This window comes from Wenjunlia tyrosinilytica (assembly GCF_014646055.1).
Taxonomy (GTDB): Bacteria; Actinomycetota; Actinomycetes; order Streptomycetales; family Streptomycetaceae; genus Wenjunlia; species Wenjunlia tyrosinilytica.
In genome coordinates this window covers 179,994-192,488 of the sequence record NZ_BMMS01000005.1, presented here as the reverse complement: position 1 = coordinate 192,488, position 12,495 = coordinate 179,994, and the positions used below count along the sequence as shown (strand labels likewise).

The 12,495-nt window shown below is 70.2% G+C and carries 10 protein-coding genes and 1 pseudogene; 3 read left to right on the top strand and 8 right to left on the bottom strand.

The window, feature by feature from the left end; translation table 11 throughout:
• Positions 1–241 precede the first annotated feature (241 nt).
• From IEY86_RS07680 to IEY86_RS07670, 3 genes are all read right to left on the bottom strand, one after another.
• Positions 242–388 (bottom strand): hypothetical protein, encoded by a 147-nt coding sequence (locus tag IEY86_RS07680; protein ID WP_189130771.1) that lies wholly within the window; start codon positions 386–388, stop codon positions 242–244.
• A gap of 521 nt (positions 389–909) precedes the next feature.
• Entirely contained in the window at positions 910–2,484 is a 1,575-nt protein-coding gene (locus IEY86_RS07675; protein WP_189130770.1) for a long-chain-fatty-acid--CoA ligase, read from the bottom strand.
• Positions 2,485–2,638: 154 nt separating this feature from the next.
• A complete protein-coding gene (locus IEY86_RS07670) occupies positions 2,639–3,295 on the bottom strand; it encodes a TetR/AcrR family transcriptional regulator (RefSeq protein WP_189130769.1) in 657 nt (218 codons plus the stop codon).
• A 143-nt stretch (positions 3,296–3,438) separates the two neighbouring features.
• Between IEY86_RS07670 and IEY86_RS07665 the strand changes: the two genes are divergently transcribed.
• A complete protein-coding gene (locus IEY86_RS07665; RefSeq protein WP_189130768.1) occupies positions 3,439–4,593 on the top strand; it encodes an acyl-CoA dehydrogenase family protein in 1,155 nt (384 codons plus the stop codon).
• Between the two features lie 137 nt (positions 4,594–4,730).
• On the opposite strand, the gene IEY86_RS07660 is transcribed toward IEY86_RS07665, so the two are convergent.
• From IEY86_RS07660 to IEY86_RS07640, 5 genes and pseudogenes are all read right to left on the bottom strand, one after another.
• A complete protein-coding gene (locus tag IEY86_RS07660; RefSeq protein WP_189130767.1) occupies positions 4,731–5,699 on the bottom strand; it encodes a serine/threonine-protein kinase in 969 nt (322 codons plus the stop codon).
• Entirely contained in the window at positions 5,696–7,543 is a 1,848-nt protein-coding gene (locus IEY86_RS07655) for an ABC transporter ATP-binding protein (protein WP_189130766.1), read from the bottom strand. The genes IEY86_RS07660 and IEY86_RS07655 overlap by 4 nt, the downstream gene beginning before the upstream one ends.
• A gap of 975 nt (positions 7,544–8,518) precedes the next feature.
• Complete coding sequence (locus IEY86_RS07650) at positions 8,519–8,971, bottom strand: hypothetical protein (RefSeq protein ID WP_189130765.1); 453 nt, start codon at positions 8,969–8,971, stop codon at positions 8,519–8,521.
• 741 nt (positions 8,972–9,712) lie between these two features.
• Entirely contained in the window at positions 9,713–10,087 is a 375-nt protein-coding gene (locus IEY86_RS07645) for an RNA-binding S4 domain-containing protein (protein WP_189130764.1), read from the bottom strand.
• A gap of 47 nt (positions 10,088–10,134) precedes the next feature.
• Positions 10,135–10,476 (bottom strand): annotated as a pseudogene (locus IEY86_RS07640) (winged helix-turn-helix domain-containing protein); the annotation flags it as partial.
• Between the two features lie 564 nt (positions 10,477–11,040).
• On the opposite strand from IEY86_RS07640, the gene IEY86_RS36275 reads away from it, so the two are divergent.
• On the top strand, positions 11,041–11,772 hold the full coding sequence (locus tag IEY86_RS36275) for a lamin tail domain-containing protein (protein WP_229698223.1): 732 nt from the start codon (positions 11,041–11,043) through the stop codon (positions 11,770–11,772).
• 173 nt (positions 11,773–11,945) lie between these two features.
• Positions 11,946–12,482 (top strand): GNAT family N-acetyltransferase, encoded by a 537-nt coding sequence (locus tag IEY86_RS07630; protein WP_189130762.1) that lies wholly within the window; start codon positions 11,946–11,948, stop codon positions 12,480–12,482.
• Positions 12,483–12,495 lie beyond the last annotated feature (13 nt).

Below are 12,495 nucleotides of genomic sequence, written 5' to 3'. Positions count from 1 at the left end.
CGGATCACACCGGTCACGCCGGATCGGGATGGACCTCGATTGCTTCAAATTCATGGACCCCACGCGGTGATCGGGATCGCTACCGGCCGGTTTCATGAGGAATTGCATGTCGGGCATTCTCCTGGATGCGCATTTGCGGTACGCTGAGCCACGGAACGCATTCCCGAGGATTCGCGGGCGGTTGCGGGCAGCCCGAAGGGGCGCCCGGAAGACTCCCGGGCGCCCCTCGGAGCAGCGCGGACTACCTGGTCAGTTCCTCGAGCAGGGTCGTGTCCGGACGTCCCTGCACGATCAGTACGAGCACGATGAGCACGATGGCGATCGTCCGAATGTGGAGCCGGCGCAGCGGCAGGCTGCCACGGACATCCACTCGGAAGTTGCAATTCACGAAAATCTCCCCTCGGGGGGTTGGGGGCGGACGGCTTGTGAACCGATTCCCAAGACGTCCGTCCATGGGGTTCCAGCTGGCGCCTGCCATTAGTTTGTTCCTATGTGAATGAGATCGCAAGCGGCTTTCGGTGCATATGATCTTCGTTCGGGCGGCCGTTTTCGGTGAATTGCCCGAGCTCGTGACGCCGTTTATCGAAAAATGAGCCGCCAGGTGCTTCCGAAGGGCTTTCCACGGCTCAAATTGATGATGAGGGAGGGCCGGCGGGTCCGCCGTAGCCCAGCCGGCCCCGCCGACGCCCACCTCGGCGAGGGCGGGGCGGCCGACGCCCGATCTGATGGTGCGAGGCGAGCCCACCGCACCACGAAGGCCGAATCGCATGGCCGGTTCCGGCCAGGGAGGCCCACGAGGCATCAGATTGCCGATGCCGGGCGTGAAAGGCCCAGCACCCAAGAATCTTGGGCCGAATCGAAGAGTCGTGTGCGAGACGGCGGCCCGGCAGGCCGCCGTGCGGCGCGCGCTCAGCCGGCCGAGGCGCCCTGCGTGGCGAAGCGCTTGCGCAGTTCGCGCTTGAGCACCTTGTGGCTGGGCCCGAGCGGGAGGGAGTCGACGAACTCGACTCGCCGGGGGTACTTGTGCTTGCCCAGCCGCTCCTTGGCCCAGGAGATGATCTCGCCCTCGTCCAGGGCCCCTTCGGCGCCGCTCGCGCCGCCCGCCGCGCCGGGCACGACGACGGCGCACACCTCCTCGCCCTGGCGGGGGTCCGGAAGGCCGATCACCGCGACCTGGCCGATGTCCGGGTGCTGGATCAGGACCTCCTCCACCTCGGTGGGGTAGACATTGAACCCGCCGCGGATGATCATGTCCTTGACTCGGTCCACGATGGTGATGAAGCCGTCGGCGTCCTTCGTCCCCAGGTCGCCGGTGCGCAGCCATCCGTCGACCAGGACCTCCGCCGTCTGCTCGGACATCCCCAGGTAGCCGCTGAAGACGTTGTGTCCGCGGACGACGACCTCCCCGAGCGATCCGGGCGGGAGGAGTTCGATGCGGCGACCGGGTTCGGGGTGGGCTATCTCGACCTCGACGCCCCAGACCGCGTGCCCGACGGTGCCCGCCCGGGTGCCCAGCCGAGGCTGGTTCACCGCGGAGGTGGGGGAGGTCTCCGAGAGGCCGTAGCCCTCGTAGATCGTTGTGGAGAACGCGTTCTGGAAGCCCTCGAGGACCGGCACGGGAAGAGAGGCGCCGCCGGAGATGCACATGCGCAGCCTGGGCAGGCTGGTCACGTGCGGCTCCTCCTCCAGCAGTGCGAAGTACATCGTGGGCACGCCGAGGAAGATCGTGACATGGTGCAGGACCATCAGTTCCAAAGCCTCGGCGGCGTCGAAGCGCGGCTGGAGGACGAGGGTGATGCCCGCCCTGAACGCGGAGTTCATCGCCGAGGACTGGCCGAAGGAGTGGAACAGCGGCAGGCATCCGAGAGCGACGTCGTCGGCGTGCATGTCGACGACGTCGAACGCGTTGGTGGTCGCGTTCATCACCAGGTTCAACTGCGTGAGGACGGCGCCCTTGGGCCTGCCCGTCGTACCGCTGGTGTAGAGCACGACGGCGGGGTCGGCCGCGTCCCGTGTCACATAGCTGCCCAGCGGCTCGACCTGGGCCGCCGACGCGTCGAGGTCCACGGCGCCGTCCACGGGAGCGGTGGGGGACATCCCGGTGACCGCGACGGTGACCCCGGCCGGGCCCGCCGCCCGCGCGGCGGGCTCGGCGAAGTCCTGGGCGCAGACCAGGACGGTGCTGCCGCTGTCCTTGAGCATGAAGGCGATCTCCCGGGGGGTGAGCAGGAGATGCACCGGGACCACGACGGCGCCCGCGGCCAGGATGGCGAAGTACTCGCGGGGGAACGCCACCGTGTTGGGTGCCATCAGCGCCACCCGGTCGCCGGGGCGGACACCGAGTTCGCGCAGGGCGGCCGCGTGTGCCAGGGCATCGCGCCACAACTGCTGGTAGGTCACCCACTGTTCACCTTGGACGACGGCGACGTGGTGGGGGCGGCGCCGCGCGGACTCGGCCAGGACACAGGCGAGCGACAGGGTCATCGGTTGTTCCTCCGCTGATCAAGTCATGGAGTGATCATGTCATCGAGGTACGACGCCCGGGCGCCGGAGGGCTCCGTGGCCCTAGCAGGCTGACACGCGTGAGACATTCTCTGCAACAGTCTCGTTGCGAGATATTTTTGCGTAGAGTCTCGTACTATCGGTCCCGGTCGGCCCTGCCGCCGGCGGTCGACGAGGCGGTGAAGAGCAGCCGCAGGATCTCGACCGCCTGCCCGACCTCCCGCTCGGTGCCCGTGATGGTGTCGCTGTAGAGGAACGACTCGCAGATGCGGACGGTCGTGTAGGCGAGTGTGTCGAGGTCGACCGGCGGGTCGAGCTCGCCCGCGTCGACCTGCTCGCGCAGGAGGTCCCGGACGGCCGCCACGACCCGGGACTGGACCCCGCTGTGCCGCGAGGTGAGGATCCGCAGCGCGCCCTCGGGGTCGGCGGTGAGCAGGGTGCGCAGCGGTGTGAATCCGTCGACGACCTTGAGGAACCGCTGGAAGAAGTCCACCAGGTAGGGCACTCCCTTGCCCTGCGCCTCGTCGCGGGCCAACTGGATGCTGGGCTCGGTGAGCGACCAGATCACCTCGCCCAGGAGCTGTTCCTTGTTGCCTGCCCACCGGTAGACCGTGGCCCTGCCGACGCCCAGCTCCTCCGCGAGCCCGCCCATGTCGAGGGGGACGCCGTCGAGGAACCGCCTGCGCGAGAGTCTCAGCAGGTCGTGCGGTGTACTGCGGCGCTCCGGCTCGCCGCGTGACAGATGCCGGGCGAGCGTGTTCATCGCGTCCCCCACCCCGTCCTTTCTGGCCATCCAGACTCCTGGCCAAGTCTCCCATGGCCCGGCTCCGCGGGCGGTACGTGACGCGAGACATATTGCTGAATTGTCTCATCGGATGGTTGAGTTGTGGGAGCTTCGCCGGTGGAGGCGCGGCTTTTCCGACAAGAGGAACAGGCATGCGCCGCAGCGTCTACAACGAGGACCACCAGGCGTTCCGGGAGACCGTCCGGGACTTCATCGCCAAGGAGGTCGTGCCCGTCCACCCCGAGTGGGAAGAGGCCGGGCACGCGCCGCGCGAGTTCTACCTCAAGCTCGGCGAGCTCGGCGTCTTCGGTATCGAGGTCCCGGAGGAGTACGGCGGCGCCGGCATCGGCGGCTTCAAGTACCAGGCCGTCATCACCGAGGAACTGATGCGCGCCGGAGTCTCGTTCGGCGGTTCCGGGGTGCACACCGGGCTCGTCCTGCCCTACCTCCTCTCCTACGCGACCGAGGAGCAGAAGCGGCGCTGGCTTCCCGGCTTCGTCAGCGGAGAACTGATGACCGCGATAGCCATGACCGAGCCCGGCACCGGCTCCGACCTCGCCGGGATCCGCACCAGCGCCACGTTGTCCGAGGACGGCACCCACTACGTCCTCAACGGGGCCAAGACCTTCATCACCGGCGGTATGCTCGCCGACCTCGTCCTGGTCGTGGCCCGCACCAGCCCCGCCGGACAGAACCGCCGCGAAGGGCTGTCCATCCTCTGCGTCGACACCAGGAGCGACGGCTACACGGTCGGCCGCAAGCTCGACAAGATCGGCCTGCGCAGCTCCGACACCGCCGAACTGTCGTTCTCCGACGTGCGGGTGCCGGTGGAGAACCTGCTCGGCCAGGAGGGGCGGGCATTCGAGTACCTCACCAGCAATCTCGTCCAGGAGCGCCTCGGCATCGCCGTCAGCGCCTACGCCGCGGCGGCCGCGGCGGTCGAGTTCGCGCTGGCGTACGTCAGGGACCGCAAGGTCTTCGGCAGGGCCGTCGCGGAGTTCCAGAACACCAAGTTCGTCCTCGCCGACTGCGCCACCGAGGTCGAGGCCGCGGAGGCGATGGTGGACCGCGCGCTCGATCTGGCCGAGGCCGATGAGCTCACCGTGGCCGACGCCGCCAAGGTCAAGCTGTTCTGCACCGAGACCGCCGGTCGCGTCATCGACAAGTGCCTGCAACTGCACGGCGGATACGGCTACATGCTGGAGTACCCCATCGCCCGCCTCTACACCGACAACCGGGTCTTCCGGATCTACGGAGGCACCAGCGAGGTCATGAAGAGCGTCATCGCCAAATCGATGGGCCTGTGAACCCGCCGCGCCGGGCTGGGCCCTGACGAGGGGAGCCCCGCCCGGCGCGGTGACCACGTCGGCGACGTCCGGCCGCCGCGGATGACGTGGACGACCCGCACCGGAGACGTCAGCGGTGACCGCGACGGTTGCCCGCCTCAGTCGGCCTCCGGCTCCTGGGGAACATCGCGCCGGCCGTACGGCAGCAGCCCGTCCAGGGTCTGCGCCAGTTCGCCGACCGTCGGCCGGTCCCCGGGGCCGGGCTCGAGGCAGCGGTCGATCGCCTCGGCGAGTCCGCGCGGAAGGTTGCGCCGGGACCCGACCGGCGGGGCGCGGTCCTCGAGCTGCGGATACCAGCCGTCCCCGCCGACCGCGGACTGCCACGACCGGCCGGCAGGCACCCCGGCCGCGGATCCGAGGGACGTCCCGTCGCTCACGTCGCCGCCGACCTCGTAGGTCTCGCCCTCGTCGAAGGGGACCTCACCGGTGGCGACCTCGTACATCGTCACGCCGATTCCCCAGACGTCCGCCGCGCAGGAGAGCGTCCCCCCGCGTGCCTGCTCGGGAGCCAGATAGCAGAAGGTGCCGACCCCGGGAGGCGCCGGCCCCGGCGCCCGCGCGACGCTCAGGTCGAGCACCTTCGCCAGGCGGCGGTCCACCACGACGTTCGACGGCTTGATGTCCAGGTGCAGCAGCCCCCGGCTGTGCAGGTAGTGCGTCGCGGAGCACAGATGCAGGCCGAGGAACGCCACGTCCCGGGCGGCCATCCGGTGCCGCAGGCGGTGGACGAGATGCGAGAGGGTCTCCCCGGTGAGCGTCTCCAGGACGACGAACGGCTCCGGCGACTCCACCGTCTCGTACGCCCGCACCAGATGGGGGTGCGCGAACGCCTCGAGCCATCGTCCCTCCCGCACCAGGCGCCGGCGCAGCCTCGGCTCGTCCCTGCGATCCGGGCGCAGCACCTTCACCACGCAGCGGCACATCCGCTCCTCGCTCCAGGTGTCGTACAGGTCCAGCCAGCCGGTCCTGGACAGATGGGCCAGGACCTCGTACCCGGGGGCCACTGCCGTCCCGGGGGGCAGAGGAGGCAGCTGAACCGCCCTTGTCCCGGTCTTGGTCTCGGTCATGACAGCACCGTGAGGGTGGGCGCGCCGTCCGCGGGTCCGTGCAGCCGGTACAGCCGCGCGTACGCCGCGCGGTGGGCGAGCAGTTCGTCGTGGGTTCCGTCCTCGGCCACCCGGCCGTGGTCCAGCACCACGATCCGGGTGGCGTCGCGGACGGTCAGCAGGTTGTGCGAGATGACGATCGTCGTCCGACCGTGCATCAACCGTCGCAGCGGCTCCAGGATCCGCCGCCCCGACTCGGCGTCGAGCCCGGTCGTCGGCTCGTCCAGGATGAGGACGGGCGCGTCACGGATCATGGCGCGGGCTATCGCCAGGCGTTGACGCTGCCCCCCGGACAGCAGCCGCCCGCGCTGGCCCACCAGCGTGTCGTAGCCCTCCGGCAGTTCGCCGATGAACTCGTCCGCGTCCGCGGCGCGGGCCGCCGCGAGGATCTGCGCCTCACTCGCGTCCGGGCGGCCGTAGGCGATGTTGTCCCGCACCGTGCCGTGGAAGACCAGGGTCTCCTGGAGGACCACGGCGACGTTGTCACGCAGTTCGCGGAGCCGCAGATCGCGCAGGTCGATCCCGTCGATCCGTACGGCACCCGCGTCCGGGTCGTAGAAGCGCAGGAGCAGCTTGGCGGCGGTGGACTTCCCGGCGCCGCTCGGCCCGACCACGGCGAGCGTCTCACCGGGTGCCGCCCGGAACGAGACGCCCCGCAGCGCCGGTTGCGCGGTCTGCGGATAGCTGAACGAGACGGCGTCGAACTCCACGTCCCCGCGGGCGCGCCCCAGCAGCCCGGGGTCGGCCGCCTCGACGACCTGCGGGTGCTGGTCGAGCAGTTCGATGATCCGCTCCCCGGAGGCGGACGCCGAGTAGAAGGTGTTGTTGAGGCGCGACAGATCGCGGATCGGGCTGTACAGCCTGCTCAGCAGTCCGAGGAAGACCATCAGGCCACCGAGTGAGAGGTGCCCCCGCGCCAGCTCCCATGTGCCCAGGCCCATGACGATCAGCGCGCCGATCATCTCGATGAGGTCGATGACCGGCCCGAACAGGGCACGGATCCTTGTCGAGGCCATGGCGGCCTCGAACCTGCCGCGGTTCTCGCGCTCGAACCGTCCGTGCTCCCAGTCCTGACGGTTGTACGCCTGCACCAGGGCGACATTGCCGAGCACCTCCTCGGTGATCGCGCTGATCGAGCCGCTGCGGCGGCGGCGCTCACGCGAGGCGGCCTTGATGAGGCGGGAGAAGCGCCGTGCGGCGAACCAGAACATCGGCGCGATGACGAGGGCGAGCAGCGTCAGATCCCACTGGAGGTAGAACAGCAGGCCGAGGAAGACGGCGAGTTGCGTTCCGTACCAGATGGCGTTCGACATGCCGGAGAGCAGGAAGGTCTCGACCGTGTCGATGTCCCCGGTGACGCGGGAGAGCAGGTCACCGAGCCGCCGCCGCTCGAAGAAGCCCAGCGACAGGCCCTGGACATGCCGGAACACATCCGACCGCAGGGTGAGCAGGAAGCGCTCGCTCACCCAGCCGGATGTCACATCGTCGCCGAACGCGAAAACGCCCGAGAGCAGGGTCAGCCCGAGATAGGCGCCCGCGATCGGCACGAACAGCCCCAGGTCGTGCGGGACGAGCATGTCGTCCACGACGATCTTGAAGAGCCAGATCTCGGCCGCCTCGATGACCGGCCCGATCATGCTGAAGGCGATGATCAGCACGATCCAGCGCCGGCCACCGCGGGTGTAGGGCCAGAACCGCCGGAAGACGTCCGGCAGGGAGATGGGCGGCGCCGCCGCGACGACGGCGTTGTGGTCCTCGGCCACGTACAGCAGCCGCCGCAGAGCGGACCGCACGACGCGCTTCATCTCACGTGTCCTGGCAGAGCGCGGTGACAACCGGGGCCGGGAGTGGGCCCCCGGCCCCGGATCGGGTCGGCCCCGACGTCATCAGCCGTGCGAATGCGACGACGTGCGACGACGGTGACGACGACGCTTGGTGACCGTGCTCTTCGAGGTCTTCGAGGTTCCCTTGTCATGGTGACGCCGGTGTGCCGGAGTCACGTGGCTGAAGAGCCCCATGATCTTCTCCTTCCTGAAGGCGACTACAAAGGAATACGGATCAGAGGGGGAGGCGGATGGGTGATATGCGTAAAATCTTCAGATTATTCCCCTTGGGAGCCGACGCTCCGAGGACCGATGAGTTCCACGCCGCGAAGGAGTCCGACGGAGAGAGGGGCTCGAGAAGGCCCTCGAGAGGGCACTCGGCAAGCAAGCCCGGACCTCGTACTCGGCGGCGGGAAGCGCCTGTTCGCCGACGGGGTCCTGCCGACCGCGCTCAGGGCCCGCGGGCAGCAGCACCACCGGTACAGGTGTACAGGTACAGGCGTACCGGTACAGGCGCCTTCAACACCTGCCAGCCGGTCGGGAGGCCCACGTACGGCTCCTTCGACCTCGAGCGGCAGAGGCACTCGACGACCCGCATCGATGCGGCTGCGTCATCGCGCCGGACCCCTACATCAACGAGAGCAGCGGCCACACGGCCGCCGCCGCACACACGATCAGCAGTACCAGCAGTGTCAGAGCCCCGGCATGACGCCGTGCCAGCCGTAGGCCACGCAGCCCGACGACGCGTCGACCACGGGAATCCGGATCACCGGTCACGCTCCCGCCCCCCTGTTCTCGGTGCTCTCTGCGAGCCGTGCGCACGGCCCCACCACGGCCGTGCGCTCCTACAGGATTACGGCTTCGGGGCCGACTGTGCTCACTTGGTGACGCACAGCACAACCGGGAGGGCAGGGGTGAACGGCCGCCGGCGGGCAGGGCGGTGGGAGTTCCGCGAGGCTACGACTGGGTTCTGCCCGGGCTGTTCCAGGGGCTGGTGGGAATGATCACGTCGGAGCCGACATGGTCACGCAGTTGCTGGTTCAGCGCTCGAAGGCCGGGCGCCGCGGACGTCATCGCGGCCACCAGCGCCGAGCCGCTGCAGGACGCCAGGGCGCGCAGGGCCGACTGCGCCTGCTCGGCGGCGTGCCTCAGGGCCGGACCGGGTGTGCCCGCTGTCAGCAGACGTGCGACGGCCAGGGCGATCGCCTCGGCGTCCTCGTGGAGATCGGTGTCGGCGTAGAAGGCCAGATCCTCGGGTGCCGCGAGCGGAAGCCGGCAGGAAAGCTCCACATGAGCCCCCCACGCGGCGTGCCACAGCGCCTTGTCCGGTTCGGCGGCACGTCTGGTGCCGCGGAGCCGTCCGACCGCCGACGGCAGTCCCGGCAGGCGGCGTACCTTTCCCACTGCCATCGCCCGCGCCCTCCTCCTGCCGCACCGCAGTATTCAACCCGAAGGTGGCGGCGGCATACGGACACTGCCCGTTCACGCACCGTAGGCCGCACGGTCATACACCATCGTGCCTGTAGGCATAGTCCCCTGTCACCCCAGCACCGCAAACAACGACCGGGAAGTGAGCGGATTTCCGCGGGCGATGCGCCCACAGCGGAGGCGGTCGGTGGAGGCGGTCGGTAAAGGCGGTTCGTGAAGGCGGTCCCTGACGACGATCCCTCAAGACGCAGGACGATCGGACCCGCGCGGAGGTGGACTCCGCGCCTACGGCGCGGCGCCGGGCCGCGGGGCGCGCCGTACCAGCGCCAGGAGATCAGCCGGGGGTGGCCCGGCAGTTCGGTGCGGTCCGTGGCCCACAGCAGTGTGCGCCAACGGTCGGTGTCCCGCGCCGCGTCGGGGAACAGGCGGGCCGGTGTCCGCCCGCAGGGATCGGCGGGCGGCTCCCAGGGCAGCCCGAGACCCTCGGCGCAGTGCTCCAGTCCGCGTCCCTCGCCGCATGCAGGGTGGTCACCGCGAGCCGCACGGCCAGTTCGGCATCGTCCGCGGTCACGGGGCCGTTCAGCGCCGTACTCGGTCCACTCGACTCCGGCATGGCCCCGACCCGTACCAACGCACCCATGGACCTTCGGGCCGCCGCACGGACGCGGAGAACGGCTGAACTCTTTTCTCGGCAGATGTTTCCGGACGCCTTTCGCCGCGTGCTCAGACGCCTCGCAGGCGCTCCATCTCCCGACGGTCGCGCTTCGTCGGACGCCCCGCGCCGCGGTCGCGGTGGCCGACCGCGGCGACGGTCTCGGGCGCCGGCGGGGGCGGGCTGTTGTCGACGAAGCACTGCGCGGCGACGGCCGCCCCGACCCGCTTCCTCACGACGCGGGAGACCACCACGATCCTGTCGCGTCCGGCGTGGCGCAGCCGTACCTCGTCGCCCGTCCTGACCGCGTGGGCCGGCTTGACGCGTTCGCCGTTGACGCGCACGTGACCCGCGCGGCAGGCCGAGGCGGCCATCGAGCGGGTCTTCGTGAGCCGCACGGACCAGATCCAGCTGTCGATCCGGACGGTCCCCTCGTCTGTGGCCATGCCATGACTCTAGAACCGGCGCCGCACCCTTATCAAAGCCGGGCAACTCATGACTTCGCCAGGCGCGGGTCGAAGGTGTAGCCGACCTGGCGGACCGTGGCGATCGTGGCTCGATGGTCGGGGCCGAGCTTGCGCCTCAGGCGGGCCACATGCACATCGACGGTGCGGATGTCCCCCACCGGGGGCTGGCCCCACACGGCGGCCATCAACTGGGCACGGGTGTGGACCCGGCGGGGGTGGGCGACGAGATAGGCGAGGAGCTCGAACTCGAGGAAGGTCAGGGTGAGCCGGCGGCCGGCCACCCAGGCGATGCGCTGTTCCCCGTCGACGTGAACACCCTTCGCCGGGGGGTCGGGGATCGGTTGCCGCTTCGCGGCCGGACGGCTCGCGTCGTCCGGTATCACGGTGTGTTTGCTGTGAACCCGGAGATAGCGCACGGGCATGCCTGCTCCTTACGGGGGTGTGGGTGCCGGAGAACCCGGTGGCCGGTGGTGACCGACGGGGGCGTCGCCTGCGTCCGAGTGGTCCGGCGGGGAGTCATGGCCCGCGCTTGTGGCGCGGCCTCACTCATTGTGATGTGTCGTGCACCGTGTGCAGCACAGGCTTGCACAGTTCATCCCCACCGGCCCCTTGGCGGAAGTGCGACCCGCAGGATCGGGCCAAGGTTCCCCGCGGCGGATCCAGGGGCCGCACGGCCCTTGACCGGGCCCGCATCGCTGTCCTCGTGGTGGATCCGCCGACGGAATCGAGCCGAACGGCGAAGGGCGTTCGGCCGTCCGGCCGCCGCGTGGCCGTGTGGTGGATATGTCCTGACTCGGTAACAGGGGGCGGTGTTGGGTGATTCGCCCGATCCGGAAGCGATAGACCTGATTCCGCTTCCTCCGGGTGAGGAAGCGAGTACCAGTCCTTGGGGCCCGGCAACGCCGTGTCCCGGAGAAGAAAGTGGGGCCACTATGTCCCGTACTCGTCGAATCAGCGCCATCCTCCTGGCCGCCGGCGCCCTGCTCGGCGCCGCGGCGCTGCCCGCGACCGCCGACGGCCGTGACCACGGCTACCACAGCCGCGAACGCGGCGAGGGCGGCCGCCACGCCTGGAACCACGACCGCGACCGCGGCGACGACAGCCGGGGGCGCGACCGCGGCGAAGCCGGCCGGGACCGCGGTGACGACGGCCGGGGCCGCGACCCCCGTGACGACGGCTGGGACCGCGACCCCCGTGACGACGGCTGGGACCGCGGCCGTGGCGACGGCTGGGACCGCGACCCCCGTGACGACGGCTGGGACCGCGGCCGCGGTGACGGCTGGGGCCGCGGCAGGCGGGGCGCCGTCGTGTTCGAGGCCATCCAGTACGACGCCCGCGGAGTCGACCTGCAGCGCAACCGGAGCCTGAACGGCGAATGGGTCTCCCTGGTCAACAACGGCCGCCGCTCCGTGCAACTGGAGGACTACACCATCACCGACCGCCAGGGACACACGTACACCTTCGACCGGCTGCGGCTGCGCACGGGCGAAGAGGTCGTGGTCCACACCGGGTCCGGACGCGACAACCGCAGTGACGTCTATCAGGGCAGCAACCGGCACCTGTACGACAACCAGCGCGGTCAGGTGGTCCTGCGCAACGACCGCGGCTCCAGGCTGGACGAGTGCCGCTGGGACCGCTACGGCCACGGCTACAAGACGTGCTGACGCCGCCCCGCTGCCCGCGGCGATGACGTGAGCGCCGATCCGGTGCCCGCGGCGACGATCTGACGCAGGTGTCCGCCCCCGAAGCCATCGGGGGCGGACACCTGCGCGTGCCGGGGGTGGCCGGAGCCGAAATCCCTTTGCGGCGCCACCGTCCGCAGCCCAAGACTGTGCCGGTGCTGATCCGACGTGAAGCCCCCGCCGACGTCCCCGCCGTCCGTGCCGTCACCGCGGCGGCCTTCGCCCGGCCGCGGACTCCGGTACCCGTCGAAGTCGCCGTCCTCGACGCGCTGCGCACCTGCGACGGGTGGCTGCCCTCGCTGTCGATGGTGGCCGTGGGCGGCGACGGTGACGCCGTCGGGCATGGTGAGGTCGTCGGGCATGTGGTCTGCACCCGCGCGCACATCGACGGTGCCCCGGTCCTGGGGCTCGGCCCGCTCAGCGTGCACCCCGACCACCAGCGGCGCGGCGTCGGCCTGGCGCTCGTCCACTCCGTGCTGGGGGCGGCGGACGCACGGGACGAGCCACTGGTGGCCCTTCTCGGCAGCCCCGCGTACTACGGCCGGTACGGGTTCCGGGCGAGCACGGAGTACGGCATCACCGCGCCGGACCCCGCGTGGGGTGAGTACTTCCAGGTCCGGCCGCTGACCGCGTACAGGCCCTCATTGGTCGGCCGCTTCGCGTACGCCGAGCCCTTCGCCCTGGCCGACTGAAGCGCCGGGCGAG